General features: G+C 41.1%; 20 protein-coding genes, 1 tRNA gene and 4 pseudogenes. 15 read left to right on the forward strand and 10 right to left on the reverse strand.

Annotation, left to right across the window (positions count from 1 at the left end; genetic code table 11):
* Nucleotides 1-43 precede the first annotated feature (43 nt).
* Nucleotides 44-826 (reverse strand): alpha/beta hydrolase, encoded by a 783-nt coding sequence (locus tag WMO28_RS11800; protein WP_349057105.1) that lies wholly within the window; start codon nt 824-826, stop codon nt 44-46.
* A 106-nt stretch (nt 827-932) separates the two neighbouring features.
* Entirely contained in the window at nt 933-1,376 is a 444-nt protein-coding gene (locus tag WMO28_RS11805; protein WP_349057107.1) for an SseB family protein, read from the reverse strand.
* 1,741 nt (nt 1,377-3,117) lie between these two features.
* Here WMO28_RS11805 and WMO28_RS11810 point away from each other — a divergent pair.
* The 6 genes from WMO28_RS11810 to WMO28_RS11835 all read left to right on the forward strand — a co-directional run bounded on the left by WMO28_RS11810 (nt 3,118) and on the right by WMO28_RS11835 (nt 7,914).
* A complete protein-coding gene (locus WMO28_RS11810; protein ID WP_349057108.1) occupies nt 3,118-3,885 on the forward strand; it encodes a ParA family protein in 768 nt (255 codons plus the stop codon).
* Nucleotides 3,885-4,814, forward strand: a complete 930-nt coding sequence (locus WMO28_RS11815; RefSeq protein WP_349057110.1) for a ParB/RepB/Spo0J family partition protein — start codon at nt 3,885-3,887, stop codon at nt 4,812-4,814. Before WMO28_RS11810 ends, WMO28_RS11815 begins: the two co-directional genes overlap by 1 nt.
* Nucleotides 4,815-4,822: 8 nt before the next feature.
* Nucleotides 4,823-5,344, forward strand: a complete 522-nt coding sequence (locus tag WMO28_RS11820; protein ID WP_349057112.1) for a DUF4446 family protein — start codon at nt 4,823-4,825, stop codon at nt 5,342-5,344.
* Nucleotides 5,345-5,426: 82 nt separating this feature from the next.
* Nucleotides 5,427-6,722: a serine--tRNA ligase gene (gene serS / locus WMO28_RS11825; RefSeq protein WP_349057113.1), complete on the forward strand. Its 1,296-nt coding sequence runs from the start codon at nt 5,427-5,429 to the stop codon at nt 6,720-6,722.
* Between the two features lie 33 nt (nt 6,723-6,755).
* A complete protein-coding gene (locus WMO28_RS11830; protein ID WP_349057114.1) occupies nt 6,756-7,640 on the forward strand; it encodes a DUF3881 family protein in 885 nt (294 codons plus the stop codon).
* A gap of 197 nt (nt 7,641-7,837) precedes the next feature.
* A tRNA-Arg gene (locus WMO28_RS11835) sits at nt 7,838-7,914 on the forward strand.
* A 187-nt stretch (nt 7,915-8,101) separates the two neighbouring features.
* Here the strand turns inward: WMO28_RS11835 and WMO28_RS11840 are convergent.
* Both WMO28_RS11840 and WMO28_RS11845 read right to left on the reverse strand, forming a co-directional pair.
* Complete coding sequence (locus WMO28_RS11840; RefSeq protein WP_349057133.1) at nt 8,102-8,674, reverse strand: site-specific integrase; 573 nt, start codon at nt 8,672-8,674, stop codon at nt 8,102-8,104.
* 212 nt (nt 8,675-8,886) lie between these two features.
* A complete protein-coding gene (locus WMO28_RS11845; RefSeq protein WP_092071104.1) occupies nt 8,887-9,132 on the reverse strand; it encodes a helix-turn-helix domain-containing protein in 246 nt (81 codons plus the stop codon).
* A 136-nt stretch (nt 9,133-9,268) separates the two neighbouring features.
* On the opposite strand from WMO28_RS11845, the gene WMO28_RS11850 reads away from it, so the two are divergent.
* Nucleotides 9,269-10,294 (forward strand): molybdopterin-binding protein, encoded by a 1,026-nt coding sequence (locus tag WMO28_RS11850; RefSeq protein WP_021650138.1) that lies wholly within the window; start codon nt 9,269-9,271, stop codon nt 10,292-10,294.
* 58 nt (nt 10,295-10,352) lie between these two features.
* On the forward strand, nt 10,353-10,754 hold the full coding sequence (locus tag WMO28_RS11855) for a hypothetical protein (RefSeq protein WP_349057134.1): 402 nt from the start codon (nt 10,353-10,355) through the stop codon (nt 10,752-10,754).
* 138 nt (nt 10,755-10,892) lie between these two features.
* Here the strand turns inward: WMO28_RS11855 and WMO28_RS11860 are convergent, their stop codons facing one another.
* Nucleotides 10,893-11,570 (reverse strand): formate dehydrogenase accessory sulfurtransferase FdhD, encoded by a 678-nt coding sequence (locus tag WMO28_RS11860; protein WP_349057115.1) that lies wholly within the window; start codon nt 11,568-11,570, stop codon nt 10,893-10,895.
* 222 nt (nt 11,571-11,792) lie between these two features.
* On the opposite strand from WMO28_RS11860, the gene WMO28_RS11865 reads away from it, so the two are divergent.
* The 5 genes and pseudogenes from WMO28_RS11865 (at nt 11,793) to mobA (ending at nt 14,788) form a co-directional block, all read left to right on the forward strand.
* Complete coding sequence (locus tag WMO28_RS11865) at nt 11,793-12,248, forward strand: MOSC domain-containing protein (RefSeq protein ID WP_015526506.1); 456 nt, start codon at nt 11,793-11,795, stop codon at nt 12,246-12,248.
* Nucleotides 12,238-12,722 (forward strand): annotated as a pseudogene (moaC, locus tag WMO28_RS11870) (cyclic pyranopterin monophosphate synthase MoaC). The gene WMO28_RS11865 and the pseudogene moaC overlap by 11 nt, the downstream one beginning before the upstream one ends.
* A 1-nt stretch (nt 12,723) precedes the next feature.
* A complete protein-coding gene (gene moaA / locus WMO28_RS11875) occupies nt 12,724-13,698 on the forward strand; it encodes a GTP 3',8-cyclase MoaA (RefSeq protein WP_044960389.1) in 975 nt (324 codons plus the stop codon).
* Between the two features lie 6 nt (nt 13,699-13,704).
* Nucleotides 13,705-14,193, forward strand: coding sequence for a MogA/MoaB family molybdenum cofactor biosynthesis protein (locus tag WMO28_RS11880; protein ID WP_021976150.1), 489 nt, complete (start codon nt 13,705-13,707; stop codon nt 14,191-14,193).
* Between the two features lie 7 nt (nt 14,194-14,200).
* Nucleotides 14,201-14,788 (forward strand): annotated as a pseudogene (gene mobA, locus WMO28_RS11885) (molybdenum cofactor guanylyltransferase).
* 280 nt (nt 14,789-15,068) lie between these two features.
* Here the strand turns inward: mobA and WMO28_RS17160 are convergent.
* Nucleotides 15,069-15,260: pseudogene (locus WMO28_RS17160) on the reverse strand (IS1634 family transposase); the annotation flags it as partial.
* Between the two features lie 59 nt (nt 15,261-15,319).
* On the opposite strand from WMO28_RS17160, the pseudogene WMO28_RS11890 reads away from it, so the two are divergent.
* A pseudogene (locus tag WMO28_RS11890) lies at nt 15,320-16,088 on the forward strand (SDR family NAD(P)-dependent oxidoreductase).
* 47 nt (nt 16,089-16,135) lie between these two features.
* Here WMO28_RS11890 and WMO28_RS11895 read toward each other — a convergent pair.
* From WMO28_RS11895 to WMO28_RS11910, 4 genes are read right to left on the reverse strand one after another with little or no spacing between them, the layout of a single operon-like run.
* Nucleotides 16,136-16,999, reverse strand: coding sequence for a TylF/MycF/NovP-related O-methyltransferase (locus tag WMO28_RS11895; protein ID WP_110103571.1), 864 nt, complete (start codon nt 16,997-16,999; stop codon nt 16,136-16,138).
* Complete coding sequence (locus WMO28_RS11900; RefSeq protein WP_178642256.1) at nt 16,996-18,021, reverse strand: XdhC family protein; 1,026 nt, start codon at nt 18,019-18,021, stop codon at nt 16,996-16,998. Before WMO28_RS11900 ends, WMO28_RS11895 begins: the two co-directional genes overlap by 4 nt.
* 31 nt (nt 18,022-18,052) lie before the next feature.
* Nucleotides 18,053-19,126 (reverse strand): histidine phosphatase family protein, encoded by a 1,074-nt coding sequence (locus WMO28_RS11905; RefSeq protein WP_349057116.1) that lies wholly within the window; start codon nt 19,124-19,126, stop codon nt 18,053-18,055.
* Nucleotides 19,119-20,051 (reverse strand): NTP transferase domain-containing protein, encoded by a 933-nt coding sequence (locus WMO28_RS11910; protein ID WP_227573955.1) that lies wholly within the window; start codon nt 20,049-20,051, stop codon nt 19,119-19,121. Before WMO28_RS11910 ends, WMO28_RS11905 begins: the two co-directional genes overlap by 8 nt.
* 209 nt (nt 20,052-20,260) lie before the next feature.
* Here WMO28_RS11910 and WMO28_RS11915 point away from each other — a divergent pair, with 209 nt between their 5' ends.
* On the forward strand, nt 20,261-20,521 hold the full coding sequence (locus tag WMO28_RS11915; RefSeq protein ID WP_119240229.1) for a hypothetical protein: 261 nt from the start codon (nt 20,261-20,263) through the stop codon (nt 20,519-20,521).
* Nucleotides 20,522-20,553 lie beyond the last annotated feature (32 nt).

Raw genomic sequence — 20,553 nt, forward strand, 5'->3', positions numbered from 1 at the left:
TATAAAATTTACAATAATTTTGTGACCATGGAGCGAAATGGAATCACTCTCCGGAAATAAAATGTTTCACGTGTTCCATAGTAGTTCTTAAAATAGAAAGATTATTTAATATATCTTCCGTTTCCAGGGAATGATTTGCGTTTTCTATGAGAAAAACAGGAACTTCTTTTTGCTCAGCCAGTGTACAGATAGATGGTGTTTTTGCCCATGGATCGGAAGTGCCGTGAAAGACAATAGCGCCGGAAAGAGAAAATTGAAATGTTTCTGTGAGCGGAGTGAACAATATGCTTTTGGCAACTAAATTATACTTAGAAATATAAGCAGATGCGATGACGGTACCAATGCTTTTGGAAATAAAAAGAATTTCACCGTAAGAAGACCAGTCAAGATCTTTAAGCAATTGTTCAGTTTGTTTGAACGCAATGTCAAAAGCCTGCTTCATTTTTTCGGAATTGCCTTTTATATTGCCGGGAAGTGATTCGTAGGAAATAGATTTTATCTGATATCCATAATGCCTGGCAAGTTGAATTGAATAGTACAGCAAAGGTTTATCGACGGTATATCCGATACCTGGAAAGATAACAGCCAGTTTTGGGGCAGTTTTGTCGGTACTCATAGCAAAATGGGAAGCTCTTTCATACAATAATTTTTGATGAAGAGACTCCTGAAGCTCTTTTAAAGTTATTGAGATCGTGCAGGAATCAGATGGAAGATAATCATAATCTGTGATACGGCCATCTTCCATTCCGGCATACACTGTGTGAGAAGTTCCCATGAGATCTATATCTTCTTCAATATCAGAAAGTAATTCTTCGTAAGTTTTCATATTAAAATCCCTTCTTTTTTGTTTTACTGCATCTTCTTGTGATGCTATGTTTCACGTGAAACATGTAAGACTGATCTGCTTTTGAAGATAATAGCAGAATAGAAAATTACAGAGTATTCCCCAGGATGATATTGATCAAAGCCTTATTCAGCATGATCGTACGGTTCCATGGATTGATAATAACTCCCTCAATGGATGGTTCCTGCAAAGCAGACTGAAAAATCTTGTCTATGTCTGCGGTAAATGTGGACATGATCTGATTGCTTCCTTTTAATTCCTCGTCGAAACTGGTAAAAGCAGCCCACCATTGTTTACCATCTCTGGTCTGAATAGCCTGGAGATTGATTTTTCCGTCGCCTTTAGGCGGATCTACGGCAATGATCAGCTGGGCCTGCTCTTTCATTCTTCGTCTGAGCACGGTAAGAGCGTGAGCGAGCATTTCTTCTGTAGCTTCTTTCTGAAGGGCTGCAATGGCAGCTTCAATCTTTTCGTTTCCCTGAAGTGCTTTGTCTAGTTGAGCTTTAGCAAGGTTTTTATTATTTGAATTCATGTTTGGAAAGTTCCTTTCAAAAAGTAATTGGGTACATTATAGCATTTAAGGAAACGAAGCGGCAATAGCAAGAAATGAAAGGGGATTTTTTGAAAATTAGATATAAAAAATAAGAAAGTCCAATATATTGTACACTATAAAAACATAACTTAAAAAAGACAAAAAATAATAAGAAATATGACTTATAAGTACTAATTATAGGGCTAAAACAAGAATAAAGTCCTATAAACAGTACTTATAATGGTCAAACAAACATATATTTGGATGATAAATAATGTATAAAAAAGAAACCATATGAAGGAAAATGCAGAAGAAATAAAGAAAAATATGATTTCGGATCAGACGAAAACAGGAAAATTAACTGAGTGATAGCGTTTCAACAAAATATGACATTAACTGGAGAGCTTTAGAATATGAATTGCTACATCAAAGGTTCTGGACGTGATTTGTAAGTCTGCGAGCATCTTTCTTGTGCTTCATGCCCTGAGCTTCTTTGCTTTGACGCATTAATTTATTGAATCGAAATAATACATGTTTGCGAGTTTACGAATCCCTTTTTGGACTTTACACCCGGAAATTTCGTAGATCTGTCCCTTTGGTTAATCGATTTTTTGAATTGCTATAAGAAATTCTTACGATTCCAGTAATAAGCAGAACCTGATAATCAGGAAAATAAGGCTGCCCGTGAGAAAATCAGGCAGAAAAAGCAGAAAAATTTCTGGACAACCAGAGAAATAAATAAAAAGGACAGTTACTGGCTGGCAAAAATATGGAGAACTTAAAAAGAGAGAACAATGTTGGCGATAATGATGCAAATGATTTTTAAAAGCTTTGAGAACGGATTTTACAACATAAAGTTAAAATGCTTAAAAAGAGGTATATTTTATAGAATAATACTATAAAACCAACATATTTTAATATTTATTATTTCGTAATATTATATCAAAAATACAGTGATACGTAAATACGTATTAAGAAAATGCGAAAAATATAAACTGTGTTTCATTTTATTATATGCCAAAAATCGGATTTATATTCCGAAAAGTGGACGGAAAATCATCTGAAACATTTCCTATCTTCCTGTTCAATTTGACGGATTTTGATGCAGATATGCACGATATTGAGGGGAATAGGTGTTGTTTATCAAAGGGTAGCCAATTAACCTGATCCGTGGGGCTCTGATACCTGATATGTTGATACACACAGTTGGACAATGGCAGATATGGGCAGACATTATTTGTCAACTATATATTAAGAAGAGTTCAGAAACTTTATGTATGTTCTTACCATTCCGTGAAACTATGGTATCAGGTCCAGGGAATCGGAATACAGGAATTGATATATAGAAATAAAAAAATCACTGTATTGGCTGTATCGAAGGAAAAAAACTCAGAGTATGAAACTCAAGAAAGCTGCTCGCAGACTTGCAAATGCATATCGAGAACATTTGGCACAGTAATTCATGTGTTGAGAGTCTGGACTTGATGTAATAATTTCCCGGAGTGCAATAGATACTCATAGAAAGAAATTATCTTCTGGCAGATACCTGGTGGTTGTTTAAGCAGTGTAGAGTATCTGATTAAAAGAAATCACTTTGGGTATACTACACAATAAATGAAATGATTCAAAAGCCAATTTCTATTGTTTCACGTGAAACATTATGTGGCGGTTTAAAAATAAAAGTGTTATAATGGTGTCCAATGAGTAAAAATCCCTTAAAAACAACAAAAGGAGGGGTAAAATGGGAAGAATCATTGCAGTTGCCAATCAGAAAGGCGGGGTTGGAAAATCAACAACAGCGATCAATCTGTCGGCCTGCCTTGCTGAAAAGGGGAAAAAGGTTCTTGCTATCGACATTGATCCGCAGGGAAATACCACCAGCGGACTTGGCGCAGATAAGAACGCATTGGAAAATACCCTTTATGAGCTGCTGCTTGGAGAAGCAGAAATCAAAGACACCATTATAAAAAATATCGTAGATAATGTTGATCTGATACCGTCCAATATGAACCTTTCAGGTGCAGAGATTGAGCTGGTTGAGCTTGAGGATAAAGAATTTATTCTGAAAAAGATCACAGATAAGCTGCGTAGGAAGTATGATTACATAATCATGGATTGTCCGCCATCACTGAGTATGCTGACGATCAATGCGCTGACAGCAGCTACATCCGTTCTGGTGCCGATTCAGTGTGAGTATTACGCACTGGAGGGTCTGTCACAGCTGATACATACGATCGAACTGGTAAGAGACCGACTGAATAAACGTCTGAAGATCGAGGGCGTGGTCTTTACCATGTATGATGCCAGAACAAATCTGTCACTCCAGGTTGTAGAAAATGTAAAAGAAAACCTGGATCAGAATATATACAAAACCATCATTCCGAGAAATGTACGTCTTGCAGAAGCACCAAGCTATGGAAAACCCATCAATCTGTATGACTCAAGATCCACAGGAGCTGAAAGTTACAGACTCCTGGCTGAAGAAGTTATTAACAGGGAGGGTGAATAATGGCTGCAAGAAAAACAGGAGGTCTCGGCAGAGGCCTGGATGCACTGATCCCGAATAAAGCCGGAGGGTCGGCGAAAGAAACACCCCCAAAAACAAGATCCACAGTAAAAAGAGAAAAAACAGTTTCTGAGAAGAAACCGGCTGCGGAGCGCCTTGTAAAAATTTCCAGTGTAGAGCCGAATCGGAATCAGCCGAGAAAGCATTTTGACGAGGATGCACTGATGGAACTTTCTGAGTCCATTAAACAATATGGAGTTCTTCAGCCTTTACTTGTATCAGATAAGAAAGATTATTTCGAGATCATAGCAGGGGAACGTCGCTGGAGAGCTGCTAAGATGGCAGGCCTGAAAGAAGTTCCGGTTGTTGTAAAAGAATTTACAGATCAGGAGATCGTGGAGATTTCTCTGATTGAGAATATTCAGCGGGAAGACCTGAATCCGATAGAAGAAGCGATGGCTTATAAGCGCCTGATGGAAGAATTTCATCTGAAGCAGGACGAGATCGCAGACAGAGTAGCTAAGAGCAGAACTGCCGTTACCAACTCCATGAGACTTCTGAAGCTTACAGCAAAGGTGCAGGAGATGGTGATCGCAGATATGATCTCAGCCGGTCATGCAAGAGCACTTCTCGGAATATCGGATGAAGCACTTCAGGAAAGTACGGCCATGAAAGTTTTTGACGAAAAGCTCAGTGTCCGTGAGACAGAAAAGCTTGTAAAAAATCTGGTTTCTCCTGCGAAAAAAGCAAAAACAGAGAGAAATACCGCAGAAGATGCTATTTATGAGAGCCTGGAAGAAAAAATGAAAGGCATCATGGGAACAAAGGTATCTATTCAGCGTAAGAAAAACAACAAAGGCAAAATTGAAATTGAATATTATTCCAGAGATGAACTGGAGAGGATCATTGATCTGTTCGAATCTATCAGATAGGAGGCAGAATGAGCGGGATTTTTGAAAGCATAGGAATTGATTCCGGGATTGTGATCATCATTTTGCTTATCCTCACCATCATTCTTCTGTTCAATGTGGTGAGCAGCAATATGCGTCTGAGCCGTCTGGAACGGAAATATAAGCTGTTTATGCGAGGCGGGGATGCACAGTCACTGGAAAAAGTATTTGTAAGAAAATTTGCACAGATTGATCGTCTGTATGAAGCAAAGGAAGACCACGATCACGACATCAGCTTTATTAAGAAGAATCTGAATGTAATGTTCAGCAAATACGGTGTTGAAAAATACGATGCTTTTGATGATGTTGGAGGAAAACTCAGTTTTGCACTGGCACTTCTGGACAAAAACAACACAGGACTGATCCTGAATGCGGTTCACAGCCGTGATAACTGTTTCCTTTATTTAAAGGAGATTGTAAAGGGAGAATCTTATGTTGTGCTCAGTCAGGAAGAGGTAGAGGCATTAAGAAAGGCTGTAAATTTCGGACTTGGTGAGATTGAGAAAGAATAAGCTGCAGACAGATATAAGTGAAAAGCAGCTGGAGATCCAACAGCAGAAAATATAAGAATATTTATAATACAGGAGGAATATCATGTTAGACATTAAGTTTGTGAGAGAGAATCCGGAGGTTGTAAAACAGAACATCCGCAACAAATTCCAGGACAGCAAGCTGGAGCTTGTTGACAAGGTTCTTGAACTTGATAAAGAGAACAGAGAGATCAAGCAGGAGGTTGAGGCTCTCCGTGCAGAGAGAAATAAGATTTCCAAACAGATCGGTGCTCTTATGGGCCAGGGAAAAAGAGAAGAGGCTGAAGAGGTTAAGAAGCAGGTTGCTGCATCCGGAAGCCGTATTGAGGAGCTTTCCCAGAGAGAGAAAGAGGTTGAGGAAGAGCTTCTGAAAGATATGATGGTAATTCCGAACATCATCGATCCTTCTGTACCGATCGGTAAAGATGACAGTCAGAACGTAGAGATCGAGAAATTCGGTGAGCCGGTAGTTCCGGACTTCGAAGTTCCGTATCACACAGATATCATGGAGAGCTTTGATGGAATCGACCTTGATAGCGCAAGACGTGTTGCTGGTAACGGATTCTATTATCTGATGGGAGATATCGCACGTCTTCATTCCGCAGTTATCTCTTATGCAAGAGATTTTATGATCAACAGAGGATTTACTTACTGTGTACCGCCTTTCATGATCAGAAGCAACGTTGTTACAGGTGTTATGAGCTTTGCTGAGATGGATGCAATGATGTACAAGATCGAGGGTGAGGATCTTTACCTGATCGGTACAAGTGAGCATTCCATGATCGGTAAATTTATTGATCAGATCATTCCGGAGGAAGAGCTTCCTAAGACTCTTACAAGCTATTCTCCATGTTTCCGTAAGGAAAAAGGTGCTCACGGACTTGAGGAGAGAGGCGTTTACCGTATCCATCAGTTCGAGAAACAGGAGATGATCGTTGTCTGCAAACCGGAAGAGAGCAAGATGTGGTTTGACAAACTGTGGCAGAACACAGTAGACCTGTTCCGTTCTCTTGATATTCCGGTTCGTACACTTGAGTGCTGCTCCGGTGACCTTGCTGACCTAAAAGTAAAATCTCTCGATGTTGAGGCATGGTCCCCACGTCAGAAGAAGTACTTCGAGGTAGGAAGCTGCTCCAACCTTGGTGATGCACAGGCACGTCGTCTGAAGATCCGTGTAAACGGCAAAGATGGTAAGAAATATCTTGCACATACATTAAATAACACTGTAGTAGCACCTCCGAGAATGCTCATTGCTTTCCTGGAGAATAACCTGAATGCAGACGGTTCTGTAAGCATTCCGAAAGCTCTGCAGCCATACATGGGTGGCATGACAAAGATTGAGAAAAAGACTCGCGCGTAATCAATACGCAGACTTTTTCAGGGAGGTGTTCTTGTGCACAATTATTTAAAAGCCGTTGGTTTTTCACAGATTACCAAAAGAAACGAAATAAAAGAAATTATCAAAGATGTGATCGAGACCTATGATGAAAAGGTTTGCGTGGAAAATCATCCGGAAGGTGTTTTTGTACAGTTTTCCAAGAATTACGGATGTGATTGCGGAATCAGCGTTTGCGGTCAGTATGATGAGAACGGTGAATTTCACGTGGAATATTACTTCCCGTTTTTCAGGGGAACAGGAATCACATCCAGGGAAAAAGTAACGGTTGAGCGTCATACAGAAAAAGAATCTTATGCAGGTGCGTGTGATGATCTTCGAATTGGTGTGACATTGATCTTTTATCTGTTGAACCCAGCAGAATATATGCAGGAAAAAAGTAAAGGCCTTAAGGATCCTGGTACCGGACCTCTGACGATTTCCGGCCTGGCTTCCGAAGGAAAGATCCTTTTCCCGGTGCAGAAGGATAAAGAGGCTGTAAAGGTAGAGAGAGAGCTTTCCAAAAACAGAGCCAATCTTATCGCAGCAGCGAGAGAAGGCGATGAAGAGGCAATGGAGAGTCTTACAATGGAAGATATGGATACGTATTCCATGATTTCACAGAGAATCGTTACAGATGATATTCTTACGATCGTAGACTCTTATTTCATGCCGTATGGAATCGAATGTGATCAGTATAATGTACTTGGCGAGATTCAGGATGTTATGAAATTTAAGAATATTCTGACCGGTGAAGAAATCTGCCAGATGACGATCGAGAGCAATGATATGCAGTTTGATGTCTGCATCAACAGTAAAGATCTTCTTGGAGAACCGGCAGTTGGACGTCGTTTTAAGGGAACGATCTGGTTGCAGGGACAGTTGCATGTTACCGGCTGTTAAGTAAAGGCTTCAGAATTAATTCTTGTAATTTCAAAATAAATATAGTAGAATAATGGTTGTGAAAACTTTCCGGAAACACTTCGGAAGCGTTCACAACCATATATGTCGTCATAGCTCAGCTGGATAGAGCACTCGCCTCCTAAGCGGCAGATTGTTCGATTCCTTCGAGCAGTGAAAATTGCATAAATCTTAAAAATGTCTCAGTAGCTCAGCTGGATAGAGCACACGCCTCCTAAGCGTGGGGTCGGAGGTTCAAATCCTCTCTGGGACGCCAGAAAGCACCGCTGCAAGCCTTTTTTCGGGGTTTGCAGCGTTTTTTTGTTCCTCCTTCTCCCGGTAATTTCACTTCCGTTACCGGGAGATTTTTATGCGCCGCATGATGTATATTTGCTAATTGGACTTGAACGTTTTTCAGAAATTTGCTAAGAAAATTCTGCGTTTTGCTAATTCGATTTTTCGGATCACTTTGCCGGGGCTTGCGCTGCTATCAGGGCTGCGAGCGCACTTGCCAGCTCCGGCGACTTTTGAAGCTGCTCCACAAGGCTTTCAAGGTCCAGGGTCGCAGGCTCCGATTTTGCCGGTTCCTCCGGCGGACGGACATTGCGGAGATCAGGCTTGGCATAGAAGGCAGTCTCGAATTTCTGAGCATTGACCTTTCTATCCTCGTCCAGAATGTGAGCATAGATACTGGTTATCATGTCAATCTCGGCATGGCCTGTATCGCCCTGGGTGGCTTTCAGATCGCCGTGGTTCAGTTTCAGCTTGTAGGTGGTACTGGAATGACGGAGAGAATGAAAGACCACCTTCGGCAGCCCTGCGTCCTCACGGAGCTTTGCAAACTCTTTGAGGATGATCCGATCCTCGCAGGGCCGTCCATTGGGAAGTGCCACCACCAGATCGAAGTCCTGATACTCGTCGCCAAGGAAGCCTTTCAGCTCGTCCTGGGACTTCTTCCATTCCCGCAGAATGTAAGCCAGTGTTTTTGGTAGCCACACCTTACGGATAGATAGCATTTTGATGTGTTTTCCAGGGATGAACGCAGAGCGTCAAAAGTTACATCAATGTCAGAATGGCGTTTAGCAGATACTGGTTGGGAAGATGCCTGCTCATGGGCAGAGGCATAATATGCGATGATTATGGAGATAACAATTATGACTGCCAGTATGGAAAGCCAGAAATAATCTATAATTCTTTGATTGCAAGGTATTTTGTTGTATTGCGTGTCTTGGTCAGGTTCACCTCCTCTCTATTTCGTCGAGTTTTTTAAGAAATCAATCTCCATTTGTTGCTGCTGTGTTTGAGCTTTTAGTAGTCGGTTTTCAGCTTTCAACTTCTCAATATCTGATAATTGAGAAATCGCTTTGTTCTTACCTCGTCGATCATATAATCCTTCGATTCCTTTATCTTTGTATTTTCTAACCCATGCATAAACTTGTCCGTAGGAGCAACCATATTTATTCGCTGTAGAAGAATAATTACATCCCGTGTTCAAGGCTTTGCGGTATTTTTTTGGATTTCAATGTGTCAAACTCCCGTGTTTATGAAAATTGTGTTTTTCTTGGCAATATGTTACAATTACTCCATATAAATTTATAACTTTTCTAGACAGAAAGTAAAAGGGGAACGTCATGAAGTGTATTAAAACAACGGACGCGGTAGGACATGTACTGTGCCATGATATTACCAGAATTGTGAAGGATGTGGTAAAAGATACAGCCTTTCGTAAAGGACATATTGTACAGGAAGAAGATATTCCGGTTTTGCTATCTCTGGGAAAAGACCATCTTTATGTGTGGGAGAAGGATGAAAATACTTTGCATGAAAATGAAGCAGCGCAGATTCTGTGTGATGTGTGCATCAATGAGAATATGCATCCAACGGATGTAAAAGAAGGAAAAATTGAGTTGATTGCAGATTGTGACGGAGTATTTCAGGTGGATGTGCCGAGGCTGGATGCTATTAATGAGATTGATGAGATTATGATTGCCACCCGTCATACAAATTTCCCGGTAAAAAAAGGTGACCGTCTTTTAGGAACCCGTGTGATTCCGCTGGTGATTGCAAAAGAAAAAATGGATTTGGTGAAGAAAACAGCAGGAGAAAAACCGCTGGTATCGCTGGCACCTTATAAGAAACGGAAGGTAGGAATTGTAACCACCGGAAATGAAGTATTTTATGGAAGAATTAAGGATACTTTCACACCGGTAATCATCGAAAAAATGAAATCTTACGGTGCTGAAATTCACGGACATATTCTGTGCAATGATGATATGGAAAAAATCACTGCCGCTATTATGAAATTAAAAGAAGAAGGGGCAGATCTGATTGTCTGTACCGGTGGTATGAGCGTGGATCCAGATGATAAGACACCGGGCGCGATCAAAAATACAGGAGCGAGAATCGTATCTTATGGTGCTCCGGTACTTCCGGGAGCGATGTTCCTGTTATCCTATCTGGAAGATGGCACACCGGTAATGGGACTGCCGGGATGTGTGATGTATGCAAAAGCCACCGTATTTGATCTTGTTCTGCCACGTATTATCGCAGGTATAGAAGTGACAAAAAAAGATCTGGCACATATGGGAAATGGCGGATTCTGTCTTGGCTGCAAAGAATGTCATTATCCGAACTGCAGCTTTGGAAAGGGCGTATAAGAGCAGGACAGGAGGAATAAGCATGGAAAAGCTTACGGTAGAGTAGGCACTGGAAGCACTGCTGGAACATACAAAAGTAATAGAGGAAACGGAAACTGTACCACTTTTGCAGGCATGTGGAAGAGTGTTGGCAAAGGATATGATTGCAGGATTTGATAACCCGCCGTTTGACAGATCACCTGTGGATGGTTATGCCTGCAAAGCGGAGGATATAACGGATGCATCAGAAAGTCATCCGGTACTACCGGAAGCAGATGGCACAACGAAAAACGTATTTCCATGTAAAGTGGAAAGAGTGATTGAGGACGTGTTTTCGTATATCTTGATCGTATCTACGAAAGAAGAAGCCAGGATTCGCGTAGATGTGACGAAAGAACAATGGCAGCAGTACCAAAAGCATATTTCTGGAAATAAGATATGGATTGGGATAGATGAAAAAGATGTGATGTTATTAAAATAAATGAGAGAATCACCGTATCAAGGTTGAGGTAATCTATGATACGGTGATTCTTTCGTGAAAAATGCGAAAAAGCTTTCAATATCCAGTTCCGGTGGTTTAATATGCGTTTGTCAAACATTATTTCGTAAATACTTTCATTCAATCCCTTCTGGCTGCACAGATCAGGGTCAGGTGATATTTTTTTGCAAGATCAATTGCTTCAGAAGTAGGAGAAGCCTTGCTGGAGAGAATTGGAATCCCTGCATGGATGACCTTTAAAGTCATATCAGTAGGTATTCTGCCGCTGGAATATACCATACATTGATGCAGGTCAATATTGTGCCGCAGAGCGTAGCCGATCACTTTATCCAAAGCATTGTGCTGTCCGATATCTTCGCAGGAAAACAGAATGTGATCTTTTTGAGCGAGAATGCAGCTATGTGTGGCAAAGGTAATGCCATGGAGAGGAGAACCATCCGCAAAGGCATCCGCCATATGAAAGATCCATTCTGGTTTCCAGAAAATCGGTGTAAGTGACTGCGGCTCTTTGGATGTAACAAAGTAATCATTTAAAATATGATTGCCGGTACAGCAGGTAGGAGTTACTTCTACAAAGGCATCCGATGAGGATTGTGTGCTGCGTGCCGAATTTTTTAAATAGACTTTTGCACGTTTTCCATATTCACAGATATAGATATGATCTACATCTTCGGAAGACGTGATGATTTGTTCTGTCAGCAATCTTCCAAGAACCAGTTCAGTCAGATGCTGGGGCAGGCAAACAAGTTTCATAGTCAGATGATCATTTATATAGACATCCATCATATGTTCGTTCAATACTTCTTCTTGTTCCGTACGGGATTCTCCATTTCTTCCGATATATTGATATGTTTTTGTCTCTAGCAGAGACAGATTTTGTTATTGTTCGTTAATATACATAATTTCTCCAATTGAAAAAACAATTCTTTTATCATGTTTACTATGTGTTATACTAGATCTAGTATAACGGACATCTCTTTATTTCGAAAGAGTGAATTGAGGGATGAAGGAGGAAATAAAATGGGAAAGATTATGGCGGTAAATATCAGTGAGAAGAAAGGTACACAGAAAAAGAATGTACATAGTGCCAGACTGATGGAAGAATTTGGAATCGAGAAGGACGCCCATGCCGGCAAGTGGCATCGCCAGGTGAGTCTTCTTTCTTATGAAAAAATAGAAGAATTCAAGGCAAAGGGAGCACCGATCGAAGACGGAGCATTTGGAGAAAACCTGATTGTAAGTGGATACGATCTGAAGGCATTGCCGGTTGGCACCAGACTTCGCAGCGGAGAGGTATTATTAGAAGTGACACAGATCGGGAAAAAATGTCATAGTGGATGTGAGATTTATAAAATTATGGGTGACTGTATTATGCCAAGAGAAGGTATCTTTACCAGAGTACTTCATGGTGGCGTATTGACAGAAGGCGATGAAATTGTGATAGAGAAGGCAGCAGGTGAGGCAGATGGAGAATAAGCTGAATCATTTTGATCAGAAGGGTAACGCTGTTATGGTGGATGTGTCCGGAAAGATACCGACATCCAGAACAGCAGTAGCAAAAGGCAAGATTCGTGTCTGTTAGGCTGTGATGGATGCAGTGAAACAGGGGACTGTGAAAAAAGGAGATGTACTTGGAGTAGCAAGAGTGGCTGGCATTATGGCGGTAAAACAGACATCTCATCTGATTCCGATGTGTCATCCGCTGATGATTCAGAAGTGTTCGGTAGATTTTGAACTGGATGAAGAAAATCTGAAATTACGGCAATCTGTACAGCCAAAACGGAAGGTCAGACCGGTGTGGAGATGGAGGCGCTTACTGGTGTGAATGTGGCACTTTTGACAATTTATGACATGTGTAAGGCAATTGACAAGTCCATGGAGCTGACGGACATTCATCTGGTAGAAAAAAGCGGAGGAAAAAGCGGGTTATATCGAAACCCGAAAGAATAGTATGAAGGATAGATTTGGAAGAGAGATTGACTATCTGCGGATATCCATTACAGATCGATGTAATCTCAGGTGCGTCTATTGTATGCCGGAAAATGGAGTTGTGCAGATCCCGCATGAAGAAATTCTGACTTATGATGAGATTACCAGAATCAGCAGATGTATGACTGGTTTAGGTATACGTAAGATCAAACTGACCGGAGGAGAACCGTTAATTAGAAAGAATTGTGCCACACTGGTTCGAATGTTAAAAGAACTTCCTGGCATCGAAAAAGTGACATTAACGACCAATGGTGTATTACTCGAAGAACAGATAGCAGATCTGGCAGAAGCGGGGCTTGATGATATAAATATCAGTCTGGATACTTTAAATGCAGCAGAGTTTGCAAAGGTAACCAGGAGAGAAAGTCTGGATCGGGTGCTGGAGGGAATCCAGGCGGCATTACAGTATCCGCAGATTGGATTGAAGATTAATTGTGTGCCGGTAGTGGAAGAGCAGGAAAATCTGGTATCGATAGCGAGACTTGCAAAGCAATATCCGATTCATGTTCGTTTCATTGAAATGATGCCGATTGGATATGGAAAGGATTTTCAGTTTCGGGGAGAAAGTGAAATATGCGAAATATTAGAGAAAGCATATGGAAGAATGACTCCAATAAAAGAACGATATGGGAATGGACCGTGTCATTATTATAAAATAGAAGAATTTCAGGGTAAAATAGGATTTATCAGTGCGATGACACATAAGTTTTGCGACCAGTGTAATCGTGTGCGTATGACAGCAGAAGGATTTTTAAAAGCCTGTCTGCAATATCAGACTGGAACGGATTTGAAGAATTTGATGCGTTCAGGATGCACAGATGATGAACTGACAGAGGCAATACAGAAAGTAATATGGGAAAAACCGGTCAGTCATCATTTTACATCGGAAGAGATTGAGACAGATGAATGTAAATTAATGTCCCAGATAGGAGGATAAGGAATTATGAAAGCTGCGATTATCACATCCAGTGATTCTGGATATGCAGGAGAGAGAGAAGATAAAAGTGGCTCGGTAATCCAGGAAATTTTGGAAGCGAACGATTACGAAGTGGTGCATACCATTCTTTTGCCGGATGACAGAAAGATGCTGGCAGATGAGATGGCTCGTATAGCAGATGAGGGAATAGCAGAGCTGATTGTAACTACGGGTGGAACCGGATTTTCGCCGAGAGACTGTATGCCGGAGGCAACAAAGGATATTATAGAACGTGAAGTGCCGGGGATTCCGGAAGCAATGAGAGCATATAGTATGACGATTACACCAAGAGCTATGCTCAGTCGTGCAGCAGCAGGTATTCGAAAAGGAACACTGATCGTGAATCTGCCGGGAAGCCCGAAAGCAGTCAGAGAAAGTCTGGAATATATTATTCCAGCGCTGGAACATGGATTACAGATCCTGACCGGGGAGGCAACGAACTGTGCCAGAAAATAATCGGAAAATGCAGACTGATATATCTGAATTAGAAAACGGTCAGTTGGCAGAACAGCAATTGCCATCAGATTTTACGCTGGTAGTCCTGGCAGGTGGTGCCAGCAGCCATATGGGAAGGGAGAAGTCAGATCTGCTTTTAGATGGACAGACATTTTTGAAGATACAGATCGGAAAAGGATGTCAGTTGGGAGCAAAACAGATCTTAATTTCTGGATATCGTGGAACACAGTGAGGGGAAGAGATTGTGCCGGATCGAATTTCCGGTCAGGGTCCACTTGGCGGTCTGGAGAGCTGTTTTCGAAGGGCAAAGACAGAAAAATGCCTGGTGCTGGGGGTAGATACGCCGCTGGTACCTGTGGAAGAACTTCAAAATCTGTTGAAGTTCGCAATGGAAAAAGCCGACCAACCGGTGACTATGCTGTGTCATAATGGAAAAGAAGAATCGCTGATAGCGGTATATGATGCCAGACTTTATAAAGAGATCACAGATTTTCTGGAATCAGGAAGATCATCGGTGTATCGTATTTTTAAATACAGTGGGATATTCCCTATACCATACCAGTGCACCGGAAAACTATTTTCAGAATATCAATGATCCGGAAATCTATAAGAAAGTCTGCACGGAATGCGAAATTGCTGATATTTTCACAAAGGAATCCGTTAAACTATAGATTTTTAAATACTGTAGGAATTTTTGTTTGTTATACGGAATCCAATGAGGGATATTTTCAGAATATTAACGATTCTGATACATATTTAAAGACTAAAATGATTATATAATCTCATCTTTGACAGTTGATTAGTTAAAAAAGTGCCACAATCCCTGTGCAAGGGGTGTGGCACTTTTATCTGCATACACGAAATATAGTAATGTTTTATCTCTGCTTACTTTTTTTCTGAATTCCTTTCATTTTCCGTTTTGTTATGAATTGATAGTCCGTTCTGAATCCGCAGGTTTCATGGAGATCGTCAGTGATTTCCTGACGTTCATATATCGGCATGAAGCCCTGTTCTTCTATATCCGTAAATTTTATGTCTTTTAAAGTGTGGAGTAATTGTTCTGTGGTATTATTAATTACGCAATCGATTGCGTAACGTGTAATTACTGCACAGAATGGAGGAGAAGATGAAGAATTTTACAGATTTAACAGGAAGAAAAGCAATCGTTACAGGTGGAACGCGAGGACTGGGATATGGCATGGCAGAAGGCTTGATGGAAGCAGGAGCAGAAGTTGTCATTGTAGGATCATCTGCAAAAGCAGAAGCAGTTGCGGACGAATTTACCAAAAAAGGATTTTTGTGTCATGGAGTAATTGCAAATCTGGCAGATGCCAAAGATCGTGCAAGAGGATTTGAAGAAGCTGTGGAAAAGTTGGGAAATCCTCTGGATATTCTGGTAAATGCAGCGGGAGTACAGCGCTGTCATCCAAGTGAAGAAATTTCCAATGGAAGATTATCAGTATGTCATTGAAGTGAATCAGAATGCAGTATTTGACTGGTGTCAGAGAGCTGCCAAAAAGTTTATTGCACAGGATAGCAAGGGCAAGATTATAAATATTGCATCTATGTTATCTTTCTTTGGTGGTTATACTGTTCCGGCTTACGCAGCATCGAAAGGGGCAGTAGCTCAGCTCACAAAAGCATTTTGTAATGAGTGGGCATCAAAAAAAATTAATGTGAATGCTCTCGCACCTGGGTATATGGATACAGAGATGAACACGGCACTGACAGATCCATCGAATCCACGATATGCAGAAATTACCGGACGTATTCCTGCTCACGTCTGGGGAACTCCGGAAGATATGAAAGGTCCTTGTGTTTTTCTGGCATCAGATGCATCCGACTATCTCAACGGAGCAATCATTCCGGTGGATGGAGGGTATCTCGTAAAATAGCATAATACAGAAGGCATATAGGATTATGAAAGGCTTCCGATTAGGTTTTAAATGATTTTTCGGATAATAGCACTTCCATGCAGATCGCATACAGGATCTGCAAACAGGTGGTGTTTCAGGCAGAATTCGTCTACAGCTTTGTTACATCCGGAAAACTGGGTACTGTATACGTCATGGATCAGGAGAACTCCGCCGATAGACAGACGTTCATAAAACAGAGGTAATGCAGCAGCAGTTGGAGCATAGAGATCTGCATCTAATGATACGAAACAGAAAGTTTCATCGGTAATATCGGAAAAAGTATCCGGAAACCATCCTTTATGGATGATCACATGTGATGGATCAGGCATGATGCGAAGAACAGAGTCTACATCTGTAGAAGAAAAGTCACCTGTTTTAGCGCGAGACAGATGCCTGGAGGTTTCTACGGCAATATCTTTTTCTGAAAAGCCTTCAAAAGTATCAAAAAGATGTATTTTTCGATCTGGAAAGGCTGTACTGATCAGGCAAGAAAAATCACCCTGGAAAACACCAAGTTCTGCCACATCTCCAGGGATATTTTGTTGATGCATCTGTTCGGCTAAAAGGCGCATAACCGCAACCCGTGCATCGAACATGCGAAGTGCAGAAGGATCACAAAATGAACCGTGATAGCCCAAGTGCTCCATCTGCTGCATCATAGAACCACGCCGCTCTTCATCCAATACGCCAAGAATAATCAGATCAGGAAGAAGAGCAGCGGCCTTTGATGGAGAACAGATTGGGATATTACCAATAAATTGTCCATGTTTGCGCGGATCATTATCGGCAAAGCACATGATCTGATAGGAATTTCCAAGAAGTCGGGCAGTCATCTGCCCAATCTGTCCGGCACCGAATATAATAGTTTTGTAGACATGTTTTGTCATCATTTCATAGCAGCCTTTCTTTCAGCTCGAACCTGAATCATTTGTCCTGTGATAGATATTGCGATTTCAGCAGGTGTTTCTGCTTTAATATTAAGTCCCACAGGCGTGATAATACGGTCTAATTCTCGCTCATCGATTCCATACTCTTTTACGAGACGATGAAATACACCAGCTCTTTTGGCGAGACTTCCAATGACGCCGATATAGAATGCAGGTGTGGCAAGAAGTTGTGCCTGCACAATCGTATCATAGGCATGACCTCGTGTCATGACACAGCAATAATCAGCATCTGTGATAGAAATGCTCTGATCCAGATGATCAAAATCGCAAAGGATTGTCTCCGCTGCATCCGGGAAAAGAGCAGGATCTGTAAATTCCGGACGGTCATCCAGAACGATGCAGTGAAAGTCAACACTTGCAAGTATTGGTACCAGCTTTTGTGAAACATGCCCGCCTCCAAATACATAGACAGTTCCGGATGTACCGATTTGTTCTGTAAACAGGTCACAGGTTTCATTGCGATGACGGCATGGTCTTGCTGATAAGGAAGATAAGATGGAAGAAGGAACATCAGCATTTCCAGTCAATCCATAGGATGCACTGTAAAGACTCATACCGGATGTAGCATGAAGATCACAGATCAGCCAGAAATCTTTTCGTTCTTTATATAATGTCTCAGCAGTTACTGCAAGTTCCATAATAATAGGGTCATTATGGTCCAGATACTGGAAAAATACGGTAACATCACCACCACAAATCATACCGATATTCTCAACATCTTTGCGATTCAACCGGAATTCATGTTCACAGGATTCTTTCTTTTCAAGAATATCAAGCGCCATAAGCTCTGCACGATATTCGACAGAACCTCCGCCTATGGTTCCGGCAACTCGGCCTTTTTTTCCAACCAACATACGGGAACCGGCACCTCTTGGCGTTGATCCTGAGGAAGCAACGATGGATGCAAGCACAAGGTCGTTTTCTTTTTGAAATTCTTGTTGTATGATCTGAAATAAAGTTCTCATATATAAAACACCTCCTGTAATTTTCTATAAGTCATATCGTCATGTGACAGATGGTCTGTATCATATTTTGCAGATCAAGAGCCTGTTTAAGCTGTCGTTCATGAGATTTCAAAGCTTCGGGACTGTTACATTTACACAGACTTTCCGCAAATCGTTTTTCGATGGTTACACGTTCGGTTTCCTGAATTAGTTTATCTGATAAAAAGACGATAGCCGCTTCATTCAGAAGTGTCTTCTGTAAACCATGATGTTGTGAAATAATCTGACTGATTTCAGTATAGCCTAATTGTAAGAAAAGATCACCACCTGTTTTGGTGTGATGTTTTTGAAGTCTGGCAATATCATGAAGGAGTGCTCCGGAGCGAATCAGTTTTTTATTAAAAAAGTAACCATGAGATTCCAGCAGATCGCAGAAATGGCAAGCCAATTCAGTCACTGCATCACTGTGCGCCTGTACATGATGAGGAAGAGACACCGAATCGCGAAGCATCCGGCATAGTTCGTCATGCAAGTCAGGATGAGGCTGCAGGTAAGTCAAATCAGATAAGATAACATGATCGTTATCGTCTGTGTTCAGATGATAATAGGAACCACATGGAAGACGAAAATACTGTCTGGCATGCTGTTTTGAATCAAGCAAATACAGATAAGAAGAAATTACATCTGTATGAGCAACAATCGCAATATCACCCTCAGAAGAACGAAGAATCTCATAAATTGCCTGCGAAAAACGCATGCCAGATGCGAAAGGAGTTTCTGCTCCTGGAATCGGGTAATCAGGATTCATTCCACGTGCTTCATATATGTCCGGCCATCTTTTGCGTATCTCATCAAATGAAAGACCATCCCATTCTCCCAGATTTCGTTCTGTTAAATCTGAGATAGTGATATGTGGAAGATCAGGTGTGATATGTGCAGCCGTTTCCATAGCTCTTGACAAAGGACTGCAGTAAACAGCAGTTATTTTATCATCCAGTTCTCCGTGAAGAAGGACTGACTGCAGATGTCCAAGCATAGATAAAGAAAAATCAGTCTGACCGATACAGTAAGAATGTTCATCTGGATATTGTGGTTTTCCGTGTCGAATAAGATAAAGATTACGCATTGAAAAATCCTCTGAAACACTTTTCAAATATTGCTTCGGAACAGGTACGTGTTTCCTCTGAAAAACGGGCATATCGCTTCAAAAATTCTTCTCCGTATGGTGTCAGCTCACTGTGACTGCCCTTTACACCGCCCTGACTTCGAATAATCAGCGGTTCATGAAGCTGAGATTCTAATGTATGGATCAGATTCCAGCTGGTGGAGTAGGAAATGTGCATGCGTTCGCAGGCATCACGAACAGATCCTGTTTCATGAATCAGTGTAAGCAGCGAATAAAGCTGTTCATCAAAGAAGACCTTTTCCCGTGCCAGCTGAATCTGAATCTCTGAACGGATCAGACTTTGATTGTGTGCACGAAGAAGTTCTGCATAATCCTCTGGTGTATCCGCATCATGAATGATTCCAGGATCTTCTACATTTAAACAATACATGGGAGTTCCACAATGTTCTACAGCACCCTTCAGACCAGTGTTTCCATCATTGCTTAAAATGGACTCAATTAATGAGGAACGAATCAGGATCGGATGACCTGGAGTTCCGTTACAGACCGGAGTGACAAGAGGCTGTCCAAGAGAAAGCATTTGTGTAACGGTATGTGCTGTGAATAGTGGAACATCTACAGGTGTAAAGAGTACCGTATCCACTTTGTCTTTTAAATATTCCAGTCCAATCCTGACAGAATCAAACATATGAGTAGTTTCATAGTCCTCATTTCGAAGAAAAATAACATGATTGGAAGCAAGGTGGCGTTCCAGAGCATCCGCATTGTATCCGGTTACCACCACTATTTTAGAGATTCCGGCCTGCCGGAAGTTATTAATCACACGCTGCGCGATGGAAATGGATCCAAGCTGAAGCATGGGCTTGAAGTCTCCCATTCGTGACGATTTCCCTGCAGCTACGATGAGAGCACCTGTCTGCATCATAGATACCTCCCGAAAAATAATATTGTACAAATTTGATATTATTATAGCATAAAAAGTGGGAATAAATAGTGAAATTTTCGACAAAGTAATAAAACAATATAAAAAAGAGAAAAAAATAGCCAACTAATAATTATTTACAATTTGTAAAACTGTACAAAATTATGATAACATGAAATTATACAAAATAATGTAAACAGGAGAACGTTTCCATGGATAAGATTTTTGAAATTACCGCAAAAGAAGTTACGATACAGGTAAAAGATGAGCGCACAGGAGAGCAATACAGTCGGACACTTCCGATTGATTATTATGAGAATGCGAATGTTTTAAAACTCAGCGGTGAGAATCTGGACGGAAGCAGCTCTTCCATTGTTTTCTATTCTGTCAGAGGAATGGAAAAACTTAAAGATCTGACGGGTAAGGGAGTCGATCATGATCCATGCGGAACACATAAGTCAGAAGATTTGTAACATCGGAACGTGTATTTTTTAAAGGAGGAATG

It is taken from the genome of Blautia aquisgranensis (assembly GCF_040096615.1).
GTDB lineage: Bacteria > Bacillota > Clostridia > Lachnospirales > Lachnospiraceae > Blautia_A > Blautia_A aquisgranensis.